The 21,717-nt window shown below is 63.6% G+C and carries 23 protein-coding genes; 11 read left to right on the top strand and 12 right to left on the bottom strand.

Features of this window, described 5'->3' with window-relative positions:
• Positions 1 to 50: 50 nt before the first annotated feature.
• Complete coding sequence (locus DW306_RS05455; RefSeq protein ID WP_168429241.1) at positions 51 to 1,184, bottom strand: MFS transporter; 1,134 nt, start codon at positions 1,182 to 1,184, stop codon at positions 51 to 53.
• A 35-nt stretch (positions 1,185 to 1,219) separates the two neighbouring features.
• Complete coding sequence (locus tag DW306_RS05450) at positions 1,220 to 1,561, bottom strand: metalloregulator ArsR/SmtB family transcription factor (RefSeq protein ID WP_136054603.1); 342 nt, start codon at positions 1,559 to 1,561, stop codon at positions 1,220 to 1,222.
• An 83-nt stretch (positions 1,562 to 1,644) separates the two neighbouring features.
• On the opposite strand from DW306_RS05450, the gene DW306_RS05445 reads away from it, so the two are divergent.
• Positions 1,645 to 2,946, top strand: a complete 1,302-nt coding sequence (locus DW306_RS05445; protein WP_136054602.1) for an FAD-dependent oxidoreductase — start codon at positions 1,645 to 1,647, stop codon at positions 2,944 to 2,946.
• A gap of 51 nt (positions 2,947 to 2,997) precedes the next feature.
• Here DW306_RS05445 and DW306_RS05440 read toward each other — a convergent pair whose 3' ends face one another.
• The gene (locus DW306_RS05440; RefSeq protein WP_136054601.1) at positions 2,998 to 3,399 is read right to left on the bottom strand and encodes a low molecular weight phosphatase family protein; all 402 of its coding nucleotides are present in this window, start codon (positions 3,397 to 3,399) and stop codon (positions 2,998 to 3,000) included.
• Between the two features lie 126 nt (positions 3,400 to 3,525).
• On the opposite strand from DW306_RS05440, the gene trxB reads away from it, so the two are divergent.
• Genes trxB through DW306_RS05415 form a run of 5 tightly spaced genes read left to right on the top strand, consistent with a single transcriptional unit; the run spans position 3,526 to position 7,351 of the window.
• Positions 3,526 to 4,503: a thioredoxin-disulfide reductase gene (trxB, locus tag DW306_RS05435; RefSeq protein ID WP_136054600.1), complete on the top strand. Its 978-nt coding sequence runs from the start codon at positions 3,526 to 3,528 to the stop codon at positions 4,501 to 4,503.
• Entirely contained in the window at positions 4,500 to 4,826 is a 327-nt protein-coding gene (gene trxA, locus DW306_RS05430; protein WP_136054599.1) for a thioredoxin, read from the top strand. Before trxB ends, trxA begins: the two co-directional genes overlap by 4 nt.
• A complete protein-coding gene (gene arsB / locus DW306_RS05425) occupies positions 4,823 to 5,923 on the top strand; it encodes an ACR3 family arsenite efflux transporter (RefSeq protein WP_136054598.1) in 1,101 nt (366 codons plus the stop codon). The genes trxA and arsB overlap by 4 nt, the downstream gene beginning before the upstream one ends.
• Before the next feature lie 2 nt (positions 5,924 to 5,925).
• Complete coding sequence (locus DW306_RS05420; RefSeq protein ID WP_136054597.1) at positions 5,926 to 6,918, top strand: metalloregulator ArsR/SmtB family transcription factor; 993 nt, start codon at positions 5,926 to 5,928, stop codon at positions 6,916 to 6,918.
• 25 nt (positions 6,919 to 6,943) lie between these two features.
• Positions 6,944 to 7,351: an arsenate reductase ArsC gene (locus DW306_RS05415; protein ID WP_136054596.1), complete on the top strand. Its 408-nt coding sequence runs from the start codon at positions 6,944 to 6,946 to the stop codon at positions 7,349 to 7,351.
• Positions 7,352 to 7,376: 25 nt separating this feature from the next.
• Here the strand turns inward: DW306_RS05415 and DW306_RS05410 are convergent, their stop codons facing one another.
• Both DW306_RS05410 and DW306_RS05405 read right to left on the bottom strand, forming a co-directional pair.
• Positions 7,377 to 7,856, bottom strand: a complete 480-nt coding sequence (locus DW306_RS05410) for an HAD domain-containing protein (protein WP_136054595.1) — start codon at positions 7,854 to 7,856, stop codon at positions 7,377 to 7,379.
• Between the two features lie 80 nt (positions 7,857 to 7,936).
• Positions 7,937 to 8,539 (bottom strand): hypothetical protein, encoded by a 603-nt coding sequence (locus DW306_RS05405; protein ID WP_136054594.1) that lies wholly within the window; start codon positions 8,537 to 8,539, stop codon positions 7,937 to 7,939.
• Positions 8,540 to 8,773: 234 nt separating this feature from the next.
• On the opposite strand from DW306_RS05405, the gene DW306_RS05400 reads away from it, so the two are divergent.
• Complete coding sequence (locus DW306_RS05400; protein ID WP_136054593.1) at positions 8,774 to 9,133, top strand: hypothetical protein; 360 nt, start codon at positions 8,774 to 8,776, stop codon at positions 9,131 to 9,133.
• Between the two features lie 144 nt (positions 9,134 to 9,277).
• On the opposite strand, the gene DW306_RS05395 is transcribed toward DW306_RS05400, so the two are convergent.
• Both DW306_RS05395 and DW306_RS05390 read right to left on the bottom strand, forming a co-directional pair.
• Positions 9,278 to 10,882: a DUF262 domain-containing protein gene (locus tag DW306_RS05395; RefSeq protein ID WP_136054592.1), complete on the bottom strand. Its 1,605-nt coding sequence runs from the start codon at positions 10,880 to 10,882 to the stop codon at positions 9,278 to 9,280.
• A gap of 50 nt (positions 10,883 to 10,932) precedes the next feature.
• Positions 10,933 to 11,412: a hypothetical protein gene (locus DW306_RS05390; RefSeq protein ID WP_136054591.1), complete on the bottom strand. Its 480-nt coding sequence runs from the start codon at positions 11,410 to 11,412 to the stop codon at positions 10,933 to 10,935.
• A 297-nt stretch (positions 11,413 to 11,709) separates the two neighbouring features.
• Here DW306_RS05390 and DW306_RS05385 point away from each other — a divergent pair, with 297 nt between their 5' ends.
• From DW306_RS05385 to DW306_RS05370, 4 genes are all read left to right on the top strand, one after another.
• Complete coding sequence (locus tag DW306_RS05385; protein WP_205814101.1) at positions 11,710 to 12,264, top strand: SLATT domain-containing protein; 555 nt, start codon at positions 11,710 to 11,712, stop codon at positions 12,262 to 12,264.
• Positions 12,261 to 13,565, top strand: coding sequence for a nucleotidyltransferase (locus DW306_RS05380; RefSeq protein ID WP_136054589.1), 1,305 nt, complete (start codon positions 12,261 to 12,263; stop codon positions 13,563 to 13,565). Before DW306_RS05385 ends, DW306_RS05380 begins: the two co-directional genes overlap by 4 nt.
• Positions 13,566 to 14,162: 597 nt before the next feature.
• The gene (locus tag DW306_RS05375; protein WP_136054588.1) at positions 14,163 to 14,732 is read left to right on the top strand and encodes a TlpA disulfide reductase family protein; all 570 of its coding nucleotides are present in this window, start codon (positions 14,163 to 14,165) and stop codon (positions 14,730 to 14,732) included.
• Complete coding sequence (locus DW306_RS05370) at positions 14,729 to 15,490, top strand: cytochrome c biogenesis CcdA family protein (RefSeq protein ID WP_194239347.1); 762 nt, start codon at positions 14,729 to 14,731, stop codon at positions 15,488 to 15,490. The genes DW306_RS05375 and DW306_RS05370 overlap by 4 nt, the downstream gene beginning before the upstream one ends.
• Positions 15,491 to 15,587: 97 nt before the next feature.
• Here the strand turns inward: DW306_RS05370 and DW306_RS05365 are convergent, their stop codons facing one another.
• The 5 genes from DW306_RS05365 to lnt form a co-directional block, all read right to left on the bottom strand.
• A complete protein-coding gene (locus DW306_RS05365; RefSeq protein WP_058631461.1) occupies positions 15,588 to 16,946 on the bottom strand; it encodes a M23 family metallopeptidase in 1,359 nt (452 codons plus the stop codon).
• Between the two features lie 193 nt (positions 16,947 to 17,139).
• Positions 17,140 to 17,823, bottom strand: a complete 684-nt coding sequence (locus DW306_RS05360; RefSeq protein ID WP_168429240.1) for a copper resistance CopC family protein — start codon at positions 17,821 to 17,823, stop codon at positions 17,140 to 17,142.
• Positions 17,820 to 19,589 (bottom strand): cytochrome c oxidase assembly protein, encoded by a 1,770-nt coding sequence (locus DW306_RS05355; RefSeq protein ID WP_168429239.1) that lies wholly within the window; start codon positions 19,587 to 19,589, stop codon positions 17,820 to 17,822. The genes DW306_RS05360 and DW306_RS05355 overlap by 4 nt, the downstream gene beginning before the upstream one ends.
• A gap of 125 nt (positions 19,590 to 19,714) precedes the next feature.
• Positions 19,715 to 20,230, bottom strand: a complete 516-nt coding sequence (locus tag DW306_RS05350) for a DUF3515 family protein (protein ID WP_058631458.1) — start codon at positions 20,228 to 20,230, stop codon at positions 19,715 to 19,717.
• The gene (gene lnt, locus DW306_RS05345) at positions 20,215 to 21,678 is read right to left on the bottom strand and encodes an apolipoprotein N-acyltransferase (protein WP_232762584.1); all 1,464 of its coding nucleotides are present in this window, start codon (positions 21,676 to 21,678) and stop codon (positions 20,215 to 20,217) included. The genes DW306_RS05350 and lnt overlap by 16 nt, the downstream gene beginning before the upstream one ends.
• Between the last annotated feature and the right edge of the window lie 39 nt (positions 21,679 to 21,717).

Here is a 21,717-nt window from a genome sequence, read left to right as displayed (position 1 = left end):
CGGACTTGGAAGAGCGCCCGCGGATCGCAGGCAGTCGCTCGGCGGACCGTCTAGGAGAACCGGGCGAAGGCGAGTGAGATCGCCGCGAGCCCGACGGCGATGAGAGCCATGGCGGAGTAGGAACCGGTGGCTACTGCGAGAAGCGGACCGAGTGCGGGGCCGAATGCTCCGATGAGCGTTATCGGGGCAGCGAAGATCCCGTTGATGGCGCCGTAGTTGTGGGTGCCCCAGCGGTCCGCGATGGCGGAACCCTGGACAAGCGTCTGAGCGCCTCGCACGGCTCCGGCCACGATTCCGATGAAGACCAGTAACCACGGTGGCCCAGGAACCAACGCCAGGAGCGCGAGGGACCCAACGCTGAGGCCAGCCGTGACAGTCAAGGGGACCCATGGCGCGGCAGTGTGCGGGACGGCCACATAGAGCAGGCGGCCGACTACCTGCCCTGCGCCCAGGAGCCCGAGGGCCCAGGCTGCGAGCTCGTAGCTCATGCCCTTCTCAGTGAACAGAGGAATGAGAGCGAGTGTGACGCTGAAGAGCGCGGCTGCGAGAGCAAGCGTCGACAGCTCGAGCATCCAGAAGCGCCGGGTGCGCACGACCGTGCTCACCGTGTGAACCTCTGTGGCATCGTCATATCGAACGGGAGACCAGGTGCGCTCGAGGCTGAACCAGTGCAGAGGCACGGTGGTGAGGAGCAGAAAGCCAGCAAGTATCAGGAACATCGTGCGCCAGTCGATGACACCCAGGAGGCCGGCGACGACGGGAGCAAAGATCGTGGACGCGAGCCCGCCGGCCAACGTCAGAATCGTCATCGCGCTACGGCGTCGCGCCCCGTATCGCCGAGCGATGACAGTGAACGCGGCCTGATAGAGCACCGCCGATTGCGCAACACCCGCCACAACCCACCCAGCCGTGAAGATTACGAGATCCGGTGCGAGGGCGACGACCACGAGGCCGAGTGGACCGAGGATGCTCCCGGCGGTCATGATGAGGCGCGGGCCCCGCTCGTCGAGCCATTTGCCCACGAACACGCCGGCGGCCGCGGATGCGACAAGGCCAGAAGAGAATGACAGGGTTACCAGGGCCACGGGCCAGCCCGTGTCATCCGCGATTGCCGGAGACGCGACAATCAGCGCATAGAACAGGATCCCCCAACTGATGACCTGCCCCACCGAGAGCGCAGCCAACCGTCCGCCCAGGCGAGGCGGAGCACTAACTGCGCTCACACTGTGCGGAGAGCGTCGGCAGCAGCATCCATCGCGTCGCCGTTGAGAGCGAAGTACGCCCACTTGCCGCGCTGCTCCCGTGTGACCAGTCCAGCATCCGCAAGGAGCTTCATGTGGTGAGAGACGGTGCCCTGCGAGAGGCCGACTGGCTCGGTCAAGTCGCAGATGCACGCCTCCCCACCCGCGCCAGCAGCGATGAGGGACAGTAACCGGACCCGCGTCGGATCGCCGAGTGCTTTGAACACCCTCGCGACGCGCTCGGCTTCCTCGGCAGTCAGCGAGGATGTGATTCGCGGGACGCAACAGGTCGTCGCTTCGATTGTCGTTGGCAAGCTCACGGATCTAGTCTGACACGTATTGACAATCTTCGATAGATGGACGACAGTCGTTACATTGAAGAATTTCGATTTGAGGAGATGTGATGTCTGAGCTTCCTGTCGTCGTCATCGGTGCAGGGCCGCAGGGTCTCGCTGCAGCGGCGCATTTGGTCGAACGCGACGAGAACGTCCTCGTCGTTGAGCGCGGGCACGGCCCTGCCACTGCAGTCGCCGAGTGGGGGCATGTGCGGTTGTTCTCGGCATGGCCGGAGCTCACGGACGCAGCTGCGCGACGCCTGCTCGAGCCCACAGGATGGAGCGCACCCGCCTCCGGGTATCCGACCGGGGCGGAGTGGGTGAGCGGGTACCTGGCGCCGCTCGCAGGCGCCTTGGGCGAGCGAATCCGCTACGCGACGACCGTCACCGGGGTCGCCCGCCAGGGCCGCGACAAGGTCGTCGACGCAGGGCGCCGGAGCCAGCCGTTCGTCGTGCACACCGTCGACGCCGCGGGTAACGAGTCCCGCCTCCTCGCCCGCGCCGTCATCGACGCCAGCGGCACATGGGGTCTCCCGAATCCCGCTGGGGCGGATGGATTCCCCGCCCTCGGCGAAACCGCAGCGTCCGACCTGATCTCGTACCGCATCCCCTCCGACGTGTCAGAACTTGCCGGTTCGCATGTCGTCGTCGTGGGAGCGGGACACTCGGCCACGCATGCCGTGCTGCGCCTGAGCGAGTTGGCCCGCCGGTCGCCGGGAACGCGTGTGACCTGGCTGCTGCGCAGAGGGAGTGCCGCAAACGTCTTTGGTGGCGGAATCGGGGACGAGCTGCCAGAGCGCGCCGCGCTCGGCTCCCGCGCGCGCAAGGTAATCGACGACGGGGTCATCGACCTGGTGACAGGGTTCCGCGTCGCCGAGTTCCAGCGAGGCGTCGACGGTCTGACAGTCGTCGCCGAAGATGGGCGCGAGGTGACGAATGTCGGGCGAGTAATCGCGCTCACGGGCTTCCGCCCTGACACCGGGATGCTGCGGGAGCTCAGGATCGACCTCGACCCCACGCTCGAGGCGGTCGCAGGCATCGCTTCCGAGATCGACCCGAACATCCACTCCTGCGGATCGGTGTCGGCAACCGGAGCGAGAGAGCTGGCGCAGCCGGAGCAAGGGTTCTTCATCGTCGGAGTGAAGTCCTACGGGCGAGCCCCGACCTTCCTCGCATTGACTGGGTTCGAGCAGGTCCGGAGCGTCGCAGCGCACCTCGTGGGCGACCACGAGGCAGCCGCCCGTAACGAACTCGCTCTCCCTGACACCGGTGTGTGCGGTGGATCCGGTACCTTCGACGACAACGCGGGTAGCTGCTGCGCAGCCCCCCAGACCCTGCAGATCGGCGCGCGGCCTGTCACCGTCGGCTGATTGCAACTCATGAGGGGTGGGGCTCCCGAACCGAGCCCCACCCCTCAGTACTTAGCTGACGAGCCGAGCCGCCAAACCACGCACCTTCGCGTCGATGGCGTCGCGGAGTTCTCGCACGCCGTCGGCCTCCCAGTTCGACGGATCCGGGAATGACCACTCGACCAGCTCTCCACGCACCTCACCCGGGAGCGGGAGGCCCGGCTTCATCAGGACCACGACATCGGCCGCATCGAGATCTTCCACTGTCACCGCCCGCGGCGTGGCCGCTGACGTGTCAATTCCGAGCTCGTGCAGTGATTCCGCGATGGCAGGGTTGATCTTTTCCGCTGGGCTGATTCCCGCACTCCTCGCCACCAGTCGCTCATCGCCGACGTGCCCGAGAAGATGAGCGCCCAGTTGTGAGCGCCCCGCATTGTGCTTGCAAATGAACAGAACCGTCTTGGGCTGGGTCATTCGTCGTCCTCTGATTCGCTGGGTATCTTGATTGCTTCAACCGCATGATCCGTCCGGCAGGTGACGAACAGGTGAACTCCGCCAGGAGCAGTTGCAATCGGTATCGATGGATGTCAATATAGACACATGTCGATTCAAGAGGTTGAGCTGGTCATCATCGGGTCTGGCCCTGCGGGATACACCGCGGCCGTCTACGCCGCGCGTGCAGGTCTCGCTCCCGCAGTCCTCGCCGGTTCCGTGACGGCGGGCGGCGCGCTGATGACCACCACCGAGGTCGAGAACTTTCCCGGCTTCGTCAACGGCGTGCAGGGACCCGAACTAATGGAGTCGATGCGCGCTCAGGCCGAGCGCTTCGGTGCCCGCATCCTCCTCGACGACGCCATCCGGGTCGACCTCGACGGGCCTATCAAGACGGTCGAGACCGGCGCTGGAGAGACCTTCCTCGCCCGCGCCATCATCCTCACCATGGGCTCCGCTTATCGCAAGCTCGGGCTGCCGGATGAGGATCGACTCACCGGCCACGGCGTCTCCTGGTGCGCCACATGTGACGGCTTCTTCTTCCGTGATCAGGAGATCATCGTCGTCGGCGGCGGAGACTCCGCGATGGAGGAGGCACTGTTCCTCACCCGCTTCGCCTCGAAGGTGACCGTCGTGCACCGCCGGGAAGAGTTCCGCGCGTCGAAGATCATGGCACAACGCGTGCTCGACCACCCGAAGATCGAGGTCGCCTGGAACAGCGAGGTAGCCGGCCTCGTCGGCGCTGAGAAGGTCGAAGCCGTCACACTACGCGATACCGTCACCGGCGCCGAGCGGAAGTTGTCAGCCACCGGAGTGTTTGTCGCCATCGGCCATGACCCGCGGTCCGAGATCGTCACCGGCCTCGTCGACACGGATGCCGACGGCTACGTGCTCGTGGAGCACCCCTCCACCCGCACGAACCTTGCGGGAGTCTTCGCCGCCGGCGATCTCGTCGACCACACCTACCGCCAGGCCATCACCGCCGCAGGCACCGGATGCGCCGCAGCACAAGACGCGCAGCACTACCTCGCTGCCCTTGACGAGTCCGCACCAGTACCGACCGAGACCGAGGAGGTCTTCGCATGAGCGTGCCCATCACTGTCACCGATGCCACCTTCCAGGCCGAGGTCATCGACTCCGATATCCCCGTCGTCGTTGACATCTGGGCCACCTGGTGCGGGCCGTGCAAGCAGGTCGCGCCCCTCTTGGATCAGCTCGCCGCCGAGTATGACGGCCGAGTGAAGATCGTCAAGCTCGATGCCGACCAGAACCCCGAGACGGTGACCGCTGTCGGTGTCACATCCATTCCTACCCTCGGCTTCTACACGGCAGGCGCGCGCGTCGACATGCTCATCGGCGCCCACCCGAAGCCCATCATCGCCGAGAAGATGGAGGCGCTCCTCGCATGAGCACCACAACCGCCGACATCCCCACCATCGCCGCCCCGGCGACGCGCCGCCTGTCGAACCTCGACCGGTGGTTGCCGCTCTGGATCGGCCTGGCCATGGTCGGCGGCATCGTCATCGGTCGCTTCATCCCAGGAGTGTCCGGCCTCCTGGCCAGCCTCGAGGTCGGTGGAATCTCGATCCCCATCGCCCTCGGCCTCCTGGTGATGATGTATCCGGTTCTCGCGAAGGTCCGCTACGACAAGGTCGCCGCGGTCACCGGAGACAAGAAGCTCCTCATCTCCTCCCTGGTGCTCAACTGGGTCATCGGCCCGGCGCTCATGTTCGTTCTCGCCTGGGCGCTCCTCCCGGACCTGCCCGAGTATCGCACCGGGCTCATTATCGTCGGCCTCGCCCGCTGCATCGCCATGGTCGTGATCTGGAACGACCTCGCCTGTGGCGACCGAGAAGCCGCGGCAGTGCTCGTCGCCATCAACTCGGTCTTCCAGGTCTTCGCCTTCTCGCTGCTCGGCTGGTTCTACCTGACGGTTCTGCCCGGTTGGCTCGGGCTCGACTCGCAGGGCCTGGAGATCTCGGTCTGGCAGATCGCGCTGAACGTGCTGATCTTCCTCGGCATACCCCTCGTCGCCGGATTCGCCTCCCGCTTCATCGGGGAGCGCACGAAGGGACGCGACTGGTACGAAGACCGCTTCCTCCCGAAGATCGGCCCCTGGGCCCTCTACGGTCTCCTCTTCACCATCGTGCTGTTGTTCGCTCTTCAGGGCGAACAGGTCACCAGCCGCCCCTGGGACGTCGCTCGGATCGCGCTCCCATTGCTGGCGTACTTCGGGATCATGTGGTTCATCGGCCTCTTCACCGGCAAGGTGCTGGGGCTCGGATACGCCCGCTCGTCGACACTTGCGTTCACGGCGGCCGGCAACAACTTCGAACTCGCCATCGCCGTCGCCATCGGCACCTTCGGCGCGACCTCCGGCCAGGCCCTCGCCGGGGTCGTCGGCCCGCTCATCGAAGTCCCTGTTCTCGTCGGACTCGTCTATGTCTCTCTCTGGGCGGCCCGACGCTGGTTCCACACCGATCCATTCACCGCTGAAAGGATGTAGACATGAACGCCGTGCTGACCACCCAGGGCGACACCTGCAGTCCCGTCGCCAGCCACGCCATAGGCGTCGATGCGGCCACCTCGGTCGCCTCGACTCTGAAGGCGCTGTCGGATCCGCTCCGACTTCGAATGCTGTCCGCCATCGCGTCCGACCCTCGCGGGGAGTCGTGCGTCTGCGACCTCGCAGAGCTCGCCGACGTCGCCCAGCCGACGGTCTCTCACCATCTGAAGGTGCTGAAGGACGTCGATGTCCTCACCTCCGAGCGGCGTGGAACCTGGGTCTGGTACCGGATCAACCCGAACCGGCGCAGCGCCGTTACGGCCCTGCTGGAATCCTTCGCGCCCGCGACGCTCGCGCCGTGGAGTGTTCCCGACGGCCACGATGAGCCACGGCCCGACTTCGATGCGCGGGTGACCCATCTCGCAGATGAGCTCGCAGCGGAAGTCCCCGAGCTCGACCCCAACGTCGTGCTCACCATCGTTCGCGAGTCCTACACGGCCCTCGCCCGCACCGCACGAGTCACCTCAGCACTCGTGCCACTGACCGAGCGCTTCGCACGTCAGCGACTCGCCGACCTCACACGCGACCGCGACTCCGCTGTGCCCCAGGTGCTCTTCGTCTGCGTGGCCAACGCTGGGCGTTCGCAGCTCGCCGCCGCGCTCGTCAACAAGCTGGCGGCCGGCAAGGTCGTGGCTCGCTCGGCAGGATCGGCCCCCGCCGACGTCATCCACCCGCACGTCCGGTCGATTCTCGCCGAGATCGAAGGAGACGCTGCCGCCGAGCGCTTCCCGAAACCTCTCACCGATGATGCCGTCCGCGCAGCAGATGTCGTCATCACGATGGGCTGCGGAGATGTCTGCCCGATCATCCCGGGCGTCCGCTACGACGACTGGGCAGTCGGCGACCCTGCCCTCGCGTCGCGCGATGGTGTCGAAGCCATCCGTGACGACATCGCCGGACGCGTGCGCGCGCTCGTCGACGACCTTCTTTCTTGACCAACCCCTCGCACCAGGAGCAACCATGACTGACACGACCACCAAGCCCTCCGTCCTCTTCGTCTGCGTGCACAACGCCGGCCGCTCACAGATGGCCGCAGGCTTCCTCCGCGACATCGCCGGCGACCGCATCGAAGTACGCTCCGCTGGCTCCATGCCCGCCGACCAGATCAACCCGACTGCCGTCGAAGCGATGAATGAGCTCGGGATCGACATCACCGCCGAGCAGCCCAAGATCCTGACGACCGAGGCCGTGCAGGCATCCGACGTCGTCATCACGATGGGTTGCGGCGACGCCTGCCCGTTCTTCCCTGGCAAGCGCTACGAGGACTGGAAGCTCGACGACCCGGCCGGCCAGGGCATCGATGCCGTGCGTCCGATCCGGGACGACATCCGTGCGCGCATCGAGCAGTTGGTGAGCGAGCTGGTCTAAAGACCAGTCAGAACCAGCTGAAGCTTCAGCGGTTCTGATCTGTGCGCTCGAGGACGGCGGCGATTCTGACGACGTCTTCGAGCGTGAGACCCACATGCTTGTTCGGCCGCACGACGAACGAGGGAACCTCGGTCATTGCCGTGAGCCGTCGTGCGGCATCTTCTGGCGCACGGTCGTCCGCCCAGGCGACGGCGGAGGGCTTCACGTCGCGCACGTAGGAGATCAGGCTTTGCAGTCGCCAGCCCTGTTTCGGCCAGTTCTGCCAGGGCACGTAGGGGCCTGAAAGCTTGCCGCGAAGAGGCCCCTGGATGAGCCAAGCGACTTGATCGTGAGGCCACGTTGTCAGCCATGCCACGTCAATCTGAGAACCCTCGACGAGTTTGTGGAGTGCATCGACTACGTCATCATCAACGCTCATCCACGAACGCCATTGCGGCTGGTCTTCATGCAGAACGCGCTCTTCGTTTCGGTAGATCCGAGAAATGGTCCCGTCGACGTCGAGCACGAGAAGCTTGCGTTGGGGTTGCCGAGCTGACGGTGGCACTCTGTCGGCTCCTTGTGGTCATCGTGCGGCGAGTTGGACGCTTAGAGCGGAGCATCCCAGGTCGTGATCGCGAGCTCGACGCGCTCTTCCTCGAATGTGTTCACTGTAATGCGGGCATAGTTCCCGGACTGCAGGCGGATGCAGACGCGTCCATCCAGGCGATGAGGCTCGATCGTTTTCGTGGGGGCATACCCGGTGGCGACGGCGCAAGTCTCATAGGCGGCTTTTCCTTCGGGAAGTAGGAGCACATCGATATCCCACAGTGAGGTCAGAACTCCGTCCCGGGACTGGAGGGTGTCCTTCTGGATCCGATCAGCACCGTTCCCGAAGTTGGGGAGCGTGGAGTTCAGATCTATCGAATCGCCGCCGTCGGCCAAAGTTACGGTGCCGATGTTTCGTGCAGCAGGCACTTGCTCCGGCGGGATGCTCGGCGGGAGCGCAGCCAGGAGTTCCCGGTTCTCTGCGCGGAGGTCCTCGATGATCTCCTCGCGATCAGTGAGCAACGCCTCGGCGGACGCCACATCTTGGTGAAGCCCGTTGATCGTGGCGTTGAGATGAGCGACATCGGAGTTCAGGTTGGTCACCCATACGCCGAGCGCGATGCTCACGATAGGAGCAACGACGGCGAGCGAGTTCGCGATCACGCCGAGGACGCTAGAGTGTCGACCCAATCGAAGATTGCCGCGCTCGACGCGCGAAGAATTGAAGGACGTCTGAGGCATGAAATCGCATACTGGGGCGTGCCATCGACATCGTCGCACCACTGACCGCTTACGTATGAATCAGCTCACGGACACCGCAATCCGATTCGAATCGTTGCTCAGACAACCTCCCGCGCGCACCCGGATGGCGCAAGATGTAAGCGGGAGGCGATGCCCATGAATCTCTACCTCGTGAGGAACCCTGACGGCGTGCCTGTCTGGGTTGCGTTCGAGAGTGACCAGGAGCGCCTGTACACGTACGTGCAAAACTCCGGAAGATTCCATCTGAACCCGGGAATCTACAATGACTTCTACTTCGAACACAAGATGACGTACGAACCATTGGACGAGGCGGCCGCGGAGGAAGCGATCCTGAGCGGTCTCGGCCTCCTGGACGAACGCACGGTATCCCACATCATCGGGCGCTACCACCGGGATCCGGACGCCATCTCACCCGAAACGGTGTTCGTCCATGCCCTCGAATCATCGGGCACCACAGCCCAAGTCAGAAGCGAGGCGAAAATCCAAGACCCCTAGCGTCGAGCTTTCGCGCTAAGCGCCAATCTGGCGCGACCGCCCGCGATCGCGGAGTTCGGGTACGAACGTCTAGGCCCACGGACCGGGACGTGACGGGTCGAGACATGGCGCAGGATGCAAGAACCCGAACGGTGATGGACGAGCTCACGCGCCTGGCAGCGGCGGGATTCCTGTTTCCATCAGCGAGAGCGCATCAAGGATGAGATCCGCTGTCCGTTCCGTGATGAACTCAGTCCAGTCGTCCGTGAACAGCTGTTCTGGTATCAGTTGTGAATGAAGGATCGGGCCGATGTTCTTGCCCATCAAGCCTCGGTAAGAGGACGGAGCCTTATCGGAAATCTCACGGTTCTCGGATCTGCTTAGGAACGCGAAGTTTGCGAGGCAATCGATGCGAGCGCCCTTGAGATCGACGCCCTGCCTAACCAGGTATGCCTTTGGGAAGCAGTGATGATACTCACGGCGGTTTGGCTCGGCGAGCACCTTATCGAGGGCGATTTGGTTACCGCTCAATAGCGATCGGGGATGATGAGCGGCAAGCTGCAGGATGAACGCCTTCGTTGCAACCGTTCCCGTGTTGAAGCCGCGCGACGTGTAGAACGAGGGATCGATGCTCGAGGTGACGTCGTCCAGGGTGTGTGGCTGGTCTAGGCGGAGCTTGACGGCCTGCTGAACATCCGATTTCACGTTCCGCGACGGGTTGCCGCTGTACCGATGTGTAAACGACGTGCGCCAAAACCAACGTACGAGGGCGTCGCGGTGGTGGGCCGGAACCGATTTGCCTTGCCGCTGAGAGAAATATGCAGCAAGCGGGATCAGCAACGCCGAGTACGGCAAGAACTTCAGGTGCCGAACTTGGAGGTTGCTTCGTAGAAAGTCAATGGCCGCGTCCAGCGCCTTCGACACCGAGTCGAACTTGTCGCGCACCTCAGCACCGTTGACGTCAATGAGCGCCGTGGGAGAAGGGTCACCTCGAAGCACGGCAGCCGCGCACCGAAGCATCAGGTCGTTATCGGTGCCGACATCTTGAAAGCCGAACTCTTCAAATCGCTCCGCGAGTGCCTCGAACTTTGCCTGTAGATCGAAGTCTTCACTCCAGGTCCAAGCTGTCAGCAGTTGGAAGGTGTCGAGCTTGATCCCGAGCCTGTTCACACGTTCAAAGACGATAGCCACGCTGGCTCTGTTCTCTTCAACGAACGTCTCGACGGGGATAAGAGTGCCCGCGAACCGAGACTGGGCGTTGACAATTTCTGTCAATCGATCGTCATCCAGGCGCCGCTGTTCGAGAGCAAACTTCACCGGGTCGAAGAAAGTGCGCAGTGCGAAGTGGCGCTCTGGGTCAACTGCGGCGGAAGGGAGAGCGACAAACTTCGAGTCTTGGGCATCGGCCTGCGCTTCGAAGTCGTAGTAGATCGGAAGCCAGACCGCGGGGTCCTCCGCCTTTGCGGGCAGAGCGGTCTGGAAAGTTGCAAAGATGCTGGTTATTCGCTGCTGCCCATCGAGGACGTAGTCCAGCGGATAGTCCGCCTCAGGGTTTGGTAAGGCAAAGCCTCCAAGCTCCTTTTCGGTGCGTAGCTCCGTGCGAGTTCGCCAGAGCAACACGGATCCGAACGGATATTGCTTGTAGATCGAGTCCATCAAGAGTGCGGCGCGCTCGGGATCCCACACGAAGTTCCGCTGGAACCCCGGAACGCGTATTTCGCCGTGCATCACACGTTCGATCAGTCGTTGGATCTGCATGGGTTCACCCATTTCTTACCTCATCCGTTAGGGGGTACCGCGCCGTTTCAACCTGATGTTCTTCACCACTCGTAGACCGCTGCTCCGCCGATCGTGCGTGTGGGCCGCTTCACCGTTCCGCCGAGCAGATCGACAACGTCCCCGCCGTCGATGTGCTCCGAGCCGCCTCGCGTACCCATGTTCTCGATGACACCCGAGACGTGAAGGGACCCCGCCAGCCGTCCGCCACGTTTGACGATGACTCGTCCTCCCTTCGCAACGTGAACGCTTCCACTTTGCTTGCCCCGAACTGTGACCGTTGCCTCGCCTGCAACATGGAGCGAGCCGGTGTGGGAACCGCTGATGATGACCTGGGCGCCAGGCTCGACCTGCAGTGAACCACTGTGTGAAGCACTCGGACCGATCGTGAAGACGCCGGAGTGGACACATATGCCACCGCTGTGAGAGCTCCGGAGCGTCTCATCCGTCTCGACGATCTTCCGAGGAACCGTCGTCTGCGAGCCGTCAGGGCCGATACGGATGTCGTCGTCGTGTGAGTGCATCTGCTTCCTTGCAGTTCGAGGTGTGAATTTCCAGAATAGGGCGGTCGGTGCCGGCGCAGGGGCCATGAAACTCACATGACTAAGTGCCCGCACCAGCTCGGCGACTGCGCCCTGTGACTTCCGCCAACGTCGCCGACGTCATTTCTGGGGCTCTAATGGATTGAGGATGAGCTATCCGGAGAGATCCGCTCGTGATGTCGGTGGTCGCCGCTAGCATTCACATGCGGCGGGCTGCCGTCGGAGGCTGGGGGAAAGATGCGACAACGAACGGCAGAACCGTCAGTGGCGAATCGTTTGTTGCTTCTCAACCAGGTGAGGGAGCTGTACGGGCGGATCGCATACACCCAGAAGACGCATGAGAAGCAAGCTGACATCTGCGCGATGTCCTCGCGGAGGCAACGAGGGTGGAAGGTCGTCCTTACAGCGGTTGGGTCAGGGACGTTCCTTGCCTCCCTCTTCGGGGTGCTTCTGGAACCGCAGTGGGCATCGCTTGCTACTTCATTCATCGCTGTGCTGGTTACGGCGGCGAGCCTGGGCGACCGGACATTCCGGCACGGCGAGGAGATGCAGCAGCACCGCGATACAGCGGCCCAGCTTTGGGATTTGCGGGAGTCCTATCTGTCGCTGATTGTGGATCTGAAGTCGGAAACGGTGTCGCTCGGCCAAGCGCTGCACAGAAGAGACGAGCTACAGAAGGCCGCTCAAGCAGTGCTCAGGGATGCCCCGCGCACGACGCCACGGGCGTACACCATGGCTCAATCCGGTCTGAAGGACAACGAGGATCTCACCTTCAGCACGGAGGAGATCGATGTGATGCTGCCGCAGGCGCTCCGAGAGAATGGGGCGCAGTGATATCACAAACCGGCGATATCTTCGATGGTCTCCTAACCAATCTGAAGGTCAACACAGCTGAGAGCATCGCAGACCGGCGGGACGAAATCACGAAAGCGCTGAACAGCGAGTTCCGAGGTTTGACCGGCTCCACGGCGAACAAGCTGATGGTCGGTTCCTACGGTCGTTGGACAGCGATCAAAGGCATATCCGACCTCGATCTCCTGTATGTTCTGCCGGCGAGTCTGCGCGACACCTACGAGCAGGAAGGCGGGCCACTCAAAGCGCTGCAGCGCACGCGAGCCGCGATCCAGAAGCGGTACCCGACCACCACGGTCGGAGTCGACAGGCTCGTCGTCGTGGTGGAGTTCTCGAACTTCACGTTCGAGGTGCAGCCCGTGTTCGAAAATGACGACGGGTCGTTCGACTACCCAGACACTTACAGCGATTCATGGAAGCTGACAAAGCCCCGCGATGAGATTTCGGCGATCAGCGAAGAAGACACGTCGACTAGCGGCAACTTGCGAAGCCTGTGCAAACTCGCTCGAGCGTGGCGGAACAAGCACGGAGTCGTGATGGGTGGACTGCTGGTAGACACCCTCGCCTACAATTTCCTGACATCTACGACGGAACATCGCTCGGGCGCATCCGAAACCTACGGCGAGATGATGCGCGACTTCCTTCTGTACCTCGCGGACCAGGTGGACCACGATTTCTATCTGGCGCTCGGAAGCCGCCAGCGCGTTCGAGTCAAGAAGCACTTCCAGAAGAAGGCTGCGTCCGGCGCTGAGCTTTGCACTGAGGCCGTCAACGCTGCTGGTCAGAAGAACGAATACAAGAAGTGGAGAGCGGTATTCGGGAAGTCCGTCCCAGCAGTAGTGAGTGGAGGAGAGACGGCTCTTGCAGCCCGATCGTTCAACGACACAGAAGAGTTCATTGAGGACACTCATCCCGTAGACATCCGTTTCTCTGTCGAGATCAGCTGCACCGTGACCCAGGACGGATTCCGTCCTACCTCGCTGACCGCATTTCTCAACCTGTTCTCGCGACTGCCAGCAAAGAAGCAACTTGCCTTCGCGATCGACAACACCGACGTGCCGGGCTCGTACGAGGTGCGGTGGAAGGTGCTGAACCGAGGAGCCGAGGCTGAGCGGCGGGATCACATACGCGGTGAAATTATTCGTCCAACACACGGCACCGAGCGCCGCGAAGTGACTTCCTTCCGAGGGAACCACTACGTGGAGTGCTACGTCATCAAGCGCAACGTTGTCGTCGCTCGGGGGCACATCGACATTCCGATCGCAGCAGAGGCGGCTTCCTAGGCCGCCGCGCTCCGAGGGCGGCGGATGCGCATGCTCCGCCGCCTGCGGGCCGATCCATACTGCCAGGGTGGCTGGTTCTCACGCCTCTTGAGCGAGTAAAAGTGGCCGATCATGCTGATTCGCGCGGCGCTTCCGGCGAAAGGCGAGGCCGATGAAGATGTCCGTCGTCGAAATTCTGACAAGTGTCATGAGACAAAATCGCTCTATGTGCCAGCTGCAGCTGTCCCGGAAATTCGCGGGATCTGTGTCTCATCTCATGACAACTCCCGTGAGATCGGACAGCAGATTTCGACATGTCGTTTCTCATGAAACCTGTCGCATTCTCACGAAACCTGTCGCATTCTCACGAAACCTGTCGCTGTTCTCCTGAAAGGTGGCGGATTCTCGCGGATGTTGTCACACGGTCGTCCGGGATTGACGCCGTGTGTCAGCCACGCCGAGGTCGCCTACGCATCAACTTGCTCTGACGAACATCGAAAGTGGCAAGCGATCTCGTGGGGCGGTGGCACGGTTCGGCGGACGCATAGGGGATCTGCGTAAGGTGCGAATGTGCCTCGAGACCCACGTTTTAGTACCGTTCGCGGTGCGGCGGGAGTCATGCTCGCCGCAGTGTTCGCCATCGGTCTGAGCGGGTGTGCGCCGGATCCGGTCAGCGATTCCTACCTCAAGGGTGAGAACACCGGGTATGTGGCCGGCAACGGCGCTATTGTCGAGGTCCCGGTGGCCGAGCGGAGCGAGCCCGTGGTCTTCAGTGGCGTTACTGAAACTGGTGATGATTTCGACAGTGCGGACAACGCCGGCAAGGTCACGGTGGTGAACTTCTGGTACGCCGGGTGCGCGCCGTGCCGCATCGAGGCGAAGGATCTTGAAAGCGTCTGGCAGGAATACGGCGGCGAGGATGTGGCTTTCATCGGCATCAATACCCGCGACCAGGCTGACACTGCCCAGGCTTTCTCTGACGAGTTCGGCATCACCTACCCGAGCCTGATCGACGTGAACACGGCCGAGGCGAAACTCGCTTTCTCCGAGGCTGTGCCGATCCAGGCGACACCGACCACTCTCGTGCTCGACAGACAGGGCCGTGTCGCCGCCCGCATCATCGGGCCCATCGACGGCACCTCGATCCTCTCGACCCTCGTCAAAGACGCCCTAGCGGAGACGCCGTGAACGCAGACACCATCATCGGGTCCGGTGCGCTCTGGCTCGCAGTCCCCGTCGCGATGCTCGCCGGCCTCGTGTCGTTCCTGTCGCCCTGCGTGCTCCCGCTGGTCCCCGGCTTCCTCGGCTTCCTCGGCGGAGCGGTCGCGCCGCGCTCGAAGGGTGACGCGACGAACGCAGTCGCGCCTGAGCGCCGTCAGCTCGTTGTCGGCGTGCTTCTGTTCATCCTCGGCTTCAGTGTCGTCTTTGTTCTCATCACTGCGCTGAGCGGGACGGCCGGCGTGTTCTTCCTACGCTGGGGTGACCTGGTCACGCGCATCCTCGGAGTCGTCGTCATCCTGATGGGGCTCGTCTTCCTCGGGTTGTTCAGTTTCGCCCAGCGGGAGGTCCGCTTTCACGTTGGCTCCCGGGCCGGTGTCGTCGGGGCGCCGCTACTCGGAGTGGCACTCGGTATCGGCTGGGCGCCGTGTATGGGGCCGACGCTTGCCGCGATCATCGCGCTTTCGTTCAACGCCGGCGACCCTGTCCGGGCTGGCTTCCTTGGTCTCGCGTATTCGCTTGGCCTCGGCATCCCGTTCCTGCTGGTCGCACTGGGGTTCGGTTGGGCGGCGAAGACGGTCGAGTTTCTCCGTCGTCACATCCGGGTGCTGAATGTCTGCGGCGGTATCCTCCTGATCGTCCTCGGCCTCCTGATGGTGACAGGGCTGTGGACCGACATCATGTCGCGGCTGACGGCGGTGATGGGCAGCGTCATCCTCCCGCTCTGAGATCCCTAGCAAGGATGTCGGGAGTGACGACTGGAGCAGCCTTCTCTACCCAACTGTTCATGTCGACGGCGCCACTTCGTGATCCGGCGTCGGAACCTTAGATATAGACGCCACGGTCTTCCATGAACCGGACGGGGTTGGTGTAGCCACCGTTGATGTAGACCTCGAAATGCAGATGGCACCCGAAGGAGCGTCCGGTGTCACCCGCGTATGCGATGACCTGGCCGGAATTGACCCATTGCCCCCGGCTGACGGCGATGCCACCGGGTTTGATGTGGGCGTACCCGGTGCTGACGCCCCCGCCGTGTTGGATGCGGACGTAATTGCCGTAGTTGCCGTTGGCGGCGGCGTAGTCCACGGTTCCGGAGTTGGCGGCGTAGATCGCCGCTCCGCAGCCGTTGGCCAGGTCGGCGCCGTAGTGGTAGCTCGAGGAGCAGCCCTGCGAACCACAGATGGGGGTCCGCGGGCCGTAGCTTGAACTTCGGCCGCCCCCGTGGGGCCGAACCCAACCGCCGCTCCCGGCGGAGCCTCCGCCGCCACCGTTGCCGCCTCCGTTGGCTGCCGCTTCGGCGGCTTCGCGTTCGCGACGGGCGCGCTCTTCGGCCTCGCGCGCGGCTACACCCGCCTGGTAGCCGGCGACCGTCTGCGTGGTGGTGTCTTTCAGCGCGGCGAGCTGCGCCTGCATCGTCTCGAGGTTCGCGGCTTGCTCGTCGAGCGCGGCCTGTGCGGCGTCGGCCGCTTCTTGTGCGGCAATCATCTTCTGCTCCGCGACCTGCTGCAGGCGGTCTCGTTCGTCGCGGGCGACCTTCGCCTGATCGGTCAGCGATTGGGCGGTGTTGCGCGCCGAGATTGCGTCATCGTAGACCGACCGGTTGTACTCGAGCAGCTTGTCCATGGTGCCCAGCCGGGACAGGAGCTCATCGGCGTTGTCCGCGGAGCCGGAGAAGAACAGTTGCAGTGCTGAGTCGTCTCCACCGTTGCGGTACAGCTGTGCCGCAACTTGACCGGCCCTGCGCGCAGAGGTTTCGGCCATCGCTGATTGTTCGTCGGCCTGCGCCTGCAGGCTCTCGGCTTCCGTGATCGCAGCGAAGTATTCCTGTTGTGCTGCGTAGAACTCGTCGGAGGCTGTATCGGCGGCAGCCTGGGTCTCGGCGACTTTCTGCGTCAAGGACTGGATCAGCCCTTCGATTCGGGTGATCTCGGCGGCCTTGGCAGCTTCGTTGTTCTTGGCGCGTTGGACATCGTCCCAGCTCGGGTAGGACGCAGCGTACGCCGCTGAGACGCCGGAGCCGATACCGAATGCAGCGAATGCAGCGACGCCGAGGGCGCCGAGTCCGAAAGCGCCACGTCGAGTCACACTCAGCTTCCAGAATGAGTCGCGTTCGGCGGGCGTGGGTGCACACCCGCATTCTTCAGCCGCCTCCGTAGCAGCCGCGGAGACGCGTCGTTCGTTCACTGTGCCCTCTCCTCGAGTTCGGCTTCGTGGATTCTGCTGCCATGGGCGCGCCGATTGGCCATGCTCGCGTTGCCCGCTGTCTGGTCTATCGTCCGTTCGTGGGGGCCGAAGTCGCGCCGACTCGCCCGTGATCTCTGATCTGTGGCCCATATTTGACGCATCGAACTTGAGTTCGACTGTCCTGGCACGAGGCTCACTCTTTCGGGTCCGTGTGGACGTCGGCGCTCGACCGGTTGTGTTTTTTCTTCTTCACTTGCCGTACGACAACGGTGGCGGTGATCACCGCGGCACCGATGACAGCAACGGCGATGATGAGCGGGATCGCGATTGAAGCCACCTCGTTCTCGCCTGCAGATACCACCGGGGCAGGGGTGTCCGCTGCTGGCGGTTCGGTGGTTGGCGCGGTGGAGGGCGACGCCTTTGCCGGTTGGATCCGTGATTGTTCGTTCCCGCATGCTGGTTTGTCCCATCCCAGCCCTGGCTCGCTGCTGGTGGGAGCGTACGTGAACGTGAAGCTCTCGGAGATGGGGTGACCGTCGCTGGAGACGGCGTTCCACAGCACGGTGTAGACGCCCGGTTCTCCGAGTGCGACCGGGGTGGTGAGGATGTTGCGGTCGATGGTGGAGCAGCTGGATTCGTAGAAGAGGCCGTCGGGTCCTTGCACTTGGGCGAAGCTGGCCTGGCTGAAGTCAATGAGTTCCCCGCTGAACGTGAGAGCGACGTCGTCAAGTTGTGTGACGGTTTCGTCTGCCCCGGGCACGGTGTCCAGGAGGTTGTCGTGCGCGAGAGCTGCGGGGGCCGGTGCGGCCACGATTCCCAGTGTGATGAGAGCTAGAAGTGTGCTGGCGAGCCAGCGGGTGCGGTGGGTGGAGGTCACAGGTGCGGGTCCTTTCGTACGGCGGGCACGGGGGTGCTGTCGGTAGGTCGGTTGTTGCGTTTCGTGTGGAGGACGGAGAAGCCGGTGAGGATTGCGAGCATTCCCGCGATCACCAAGGTGGCGGCTCCGGCGAGGGCCTGGTCCTGGAGGGGGGTGGGTCCCCATGTCCGCCCCATGGCGCCAAACCATTCCGCGACGATGAGGTCGGAGCGAGTGATCGTGGCGATGCCGAAGAACGCTGCCACGCCTGTGAGCGCAGTGAGTGAGGCCACACGCCACCGCCCCTCGGGGGTTGTGGACGCGTTCAGGGAAAGCGATCGTATGAAAAGGCACCCGGTGACGAGGAGCTGGCTGATCATCCATTCCGCTCCGAGCTGGTCGTAGAGCGACCAGCGGAACAGGTCGGAGTAGTGGAACAACCACAGCGACGTGGCGAAAAGAGCCGCGGCGACGACGGGGCGCAGAGTAAATCTGGCCAGCGGGCTGTGGGCGGCCCAGAGAAGCCATTCCCGCGGTCCTCGGCTTCCATCGTCCCGTGGATGGATGACCAAGGCTGCGAGGGTGATCGGCGCCGCGAAGACAAGGAGCAAGGGGATCGCGAGGCTGAGGAGAGCGAAGGAGAGGAATCGCATACTGATGAGCGAGTCGTCGTAGGCGGCGAGCGGGCCACTGGTTGTCCACAGAAGCGCACCCATCCCCGCAATCCAGCTGACCGTCCGCCTGGCTGGCCACGGATACCCGCGGCGCCGTGCGCGTTGGACGCCGACGAGGTAGAAGACGATTCCGAAACCCGCGACGAGCACCCAGAGGAGGTCGGGGCTCCACGCCGTGAACCATCTCTGCAGGGTGAGTGCGATCGGGACGGGTGCGTCGGTGAGGATCTCCGCGGCGGTGTTCTGCGGCAGTGTGATCGTATCGGCGGGGGCGGCGGTGCGGGCGAGGGCGGCGGCCGCACCGCTCGCGATACCCATGAAACCGAGTTCGACGCTCACGATCATCCAGAAGGCGCCACGGCCCTCGCTGGCATTTGCGAGGAGTCGACGGCGGTAGGCGGCACCCAGGACGCCCATGACCAGAAGAGCGCCGATCTTTGTGAGAAGGATGAGGCCGTACGGTGAGGCCAAATCCTCCCACCGGCCGAGGGCAGTGAGCGCCCGCGCGTATCCCGAGACGGCGACACCGATGAACGCGATGAGCGCCACCGTCGAGTACCGGCGAAGCACGTTGTCGAGTTCGTGCGGAGAGCTGATCGGTCGCACGACGACGAGCAGGATGAGACCTCCGAGCCATATCGCTGCTGAAATGACGTGCAGGACGAGGGACATGACCGCGGGATCGTGGTTGGCGAGCTCACCCGAATGACCTTGGGTGGCCATGGGTATCAGGCTGATGATCGCAAGCATGGTTGTGATCAGCACCGCACCATAGCTGCGCACAGCGAATGCGAGGACTGTCACGACCGAGGCGAGGATCGCGGTGATAAGCCATGATCGTCCCAGTTCGGTGTCGAGGAGGAAGCGGCCCAGCTGCGCGCCGAACTCAGCGCTCAGGTTCACTTGCGGATTGAATGAGGACAGGAAGGTGAGGTAAGCCACCACCCCGCTTGTGATGGTGAGGGTCGCGGCGCCGGCGGAGGCTATATCGAGCGCGACGGTGAAGGGCTTCCCTGCCGAGGGGAGAGCGAACACCGCCAGTACCAGGGGCCCGAGCATCGCCGCACCGGAGAGATTGACGAACAGTTTCGCGGCCGGGAGTCCCCATCGCACGAGCGCTCCAGGGTCACTGGTGAGTCTTGGTGCAGCTCCTCCACCGATCGCGAGCCCGACGACCACAGCGATGAGTGCGGCGGCAACGAGGAGCGTCGGTCCAGCGATCCGGAGAACAACGGCATTCATGGAGTGGTATCCCCTGTCTCAGTGCCAGGAGCGTCCGGGTCTTCTGTCACAGGCGCCGTGCATTCACCGGTCTTGGTGAGCTGCTGGATCGCCCCGGCAAGAGATTCGAGAACCGCGTCCGCCGACAGGGTGGTGGTGTCCACGTACACCTGGGCAGCTGGCTCTCGGCCGTAGGTTGTGAGCCGCAGATTCGGGGTCTCCTCCTCGTCGACGATCCAATCGACGCCACCCAAGCTGACACATTGCAGGGTGGTGGGGGCCGGGGGCTCCAACCCGCAGGTGAGGAGCACGCTGCTGGGGGTACCCCATGCTGCGGTGGCCTGAGCGTCCGTCCAGACGCGAGCCTGGTCGCCAATTGAGTCCGGTAGTCGTACGGTGACCTCTGCGCACAGCGGGTCGTTCGCGTTTGCTGCGGGCTCGAGGTGGATGGTGGGTGCGCAGCTGGTGAGCACAAGCAGTGCGCACAGCGCCGCGACAGAGGTCAGAATCTTGAGCTTCACAACGTCATCCATCCGTCTTCCTGGGAGTCAGCACGAGTCCGTCGCGGTCGGATCGACATGACGAGCAGCGCTAGTACCGTTCCGATACTGAGCATCCAGTCGAGCCACGGCATCAGCACGACAGCGAGAGTCGTGCCGGTGCGGAGGGGGACCTCGGTGATCTTCGCCGCGGTCGTGTCCACCGCAACCTGCGCCAGCACCTTTCCATCGCGGCCGATGACTTGACTGGTCCCGGTGGTGGAGACGTTCACCGCAGTTCTCCCTGTTTCGAGCGCGCGCATGCGGGCGATGGCCAGCTGTTGGAGGTTCTCGTCGGTGCCTCTGAAGTCCGCGTTGTTGGTTTGAAACACGAACATTTGCGCGCCAGAGGCAGCGCTTTGGTGGATGACGTCGTCGTAGATGACGTCGAAACAGATCGCCAGACCGATGGGCACATCGTCAACGTTCATGAGGGGTGTGTTGGAGCCGGGCGTGTACTCGCGTTGTATCAATCCGATGAGGTCGGGGGCGATGGCTTCGTAGAACCAACGGTCCGGGACGTATTCGCCGAAAGGGACGGGGTTGACCTTGTCGTGGAGCTGCTGCGGCCCGGCGCTGGTCCACAGCATGGAGGTGTTGAACGTGTCGGCTCCGCGGGTGGTTGCCGCATTCACCAGTGCCGGAGTGCCGGCACTCTGCACGAGTCGATCAAGGCGGTCTGCGACGGCGGCATCGCGCAGGGGATCGGCGTCGACGGCCCCTTCTGGCCAGACGAGAAGGTCCATTTCACGCCCCAGGAGAGGAGATGTCGCTTCTTCCTGTGCGCGCAGGATGTCGCCTGGTGTCCTGGTGTCGAAGTAGCCGCTGGGTCCGTTGCCCTGTACCCATCCGACGCGCATCATTCCCGCTTGCTCGGTGGGGAACAGAGGGATGGCTATCGCGGCAACGACGATGACCACGGCCGTTGCTGCTGGCTCCCATCGGCGGAGGATGAGGGCTTCCACGACGCTCGCGCAGACGAGAACGGTCAGGAAGGACAGCCCCGTGGTTCCCACCCATGAAGCGGCTTCCGCGAGCGGGCTCTCGGCGAGGCTGAAACCGACGCGCGCCCATGGGAACCCGGTGTACGGCGTACTCCCCATCAGTGTTTCTCGCAGCATCCATACCCCGGCGACGAGCATGGGAGTGATCGCACGATACGCGTATCCCGCGCGGGTGGTGGTGACCCGATAGGCGAGTGCGATCAGCGCACCGCCGGCACCGAACAGCAGGGATTCCAAGCCAGCCAGCGCGACCCATGGGATGGGTCCCAGAAACCGGGTCACCCATACCAGGTGGGTGAAGTAGAAGGTCGCGCCGTAGACGAGGGAGATCAGGAACGCCCCGGGTAGAGAGCGTCCGCGGAGCGTCCACAGCCCGATGGTTACGCTCACGAACGTTGCGGGCCACCACCCGTTTGCGGGGTAGGCGAGATCCAGCATGCCTCCTGCGATGGCGGACGCGACGATCGCTACGGGAAA

It is taken from the genome of Microbacterium sp. K24 (genome assembly GCF_004794465.1).
Lineage (GTDB): Bacteria > Actinomycetota > Actinomycetes > Actinomycetales > Microbacteriaceae > Microbacterium.
Note: the sequence above shows the minus strand (reverse complement) of the source record. Positions and strands in the feature narration are given on the sequence as shown.

Bases quoted from the DNA above. Each gene is read 5' to 3' on its own strand.
- DW306_RS05390 (WP_136054591.1), bottom strand. From the start codon at position 11,412: ATGCACTCACACGACGACGACATCCGTATCGGCCCTGACGGCTCGCAG.
- DW306_RS05395 (WP_136054592.1), bottom strand. From the start codon at position 10,882: ATGGGTGAACCCATGCAGATCCAACGACTGATCGAACGTGTGATGCAC.
- DW306_RS05400 (WP_136054593.1), top strand. From the start codon at position 8,774: ATGAATCTCTACCTCGTGAGGAACCCTGACGGCGTGCCTGTCTGGGTT.
- DW306_RS05420 (WP_136054597.1), top strand. From the start codon at position 5,926: ATGAACGCCGTGCTGACCACCCAGGGCGACACCTGCAGTCCCGTCGCC.
- DW306_RS05350 (WP_058631458.1), bottom strand. From the start codon at position 20,230: ATGGATGACGTTGTGAAGCTCAAGATTCTGACCTCTGTCGCGGCGCTG.
- lnt (WP_232762584.1), bottom strand. From the start codon at position 21,678: ATGCTGGATCTCGCCTACCCCGCAAACGGGTGGTGGCCCGCAACGTTC.
- arsB (WP_136054598.1), top strand. From the start codon at position 4,823: ATGAGCACCACAACCGCCGACATCCCCACCATCGCCGCCCCGGCGACG.
- DW306_RS05445 (WP_136054602.1), top strand. From the start codon at position 1,645: ATGTCTGAGCTTCCTGTCGTCGTCATCGGTGCAGGGCCGCAGGGTCTC.
- DW306_RS05375 (WP_136054588.1), top strand. From the start codon at position 14,163: ATGCTCGCCGCAGTGTTCGCCATCGGTCTGAGCGGGTGTGCGCCGGAT.
- DW306_RS05415 (WP_136054596.1), top strand. From the start codon at position 6,944: ATGACTGACACGACCACCAAGCCCTCCGTCCTCTTCGTCTGCGTGCAC.
- DW306_RS05440 (WP_136054601.1), bottom strand. From the start codon at position 3,399: ATGACCCAGCCCAAGACGGTTCTGTTCATTTGCAAGCACAATGCGGGG.
- trxB (WP_136054600.1), top strand. From the start codon at position 3,526: ATGTCGATTCAAGAGGTTGAGCTGGTCATCATCGGGTCTGGCCCTGCG.
- trxA (WP_136054599.1), top strand. From the start codon at position 4,500: ATGAGCGTGCCCATCACTGTCACCGATGCCACCTTCCAGGCCGAGGTC.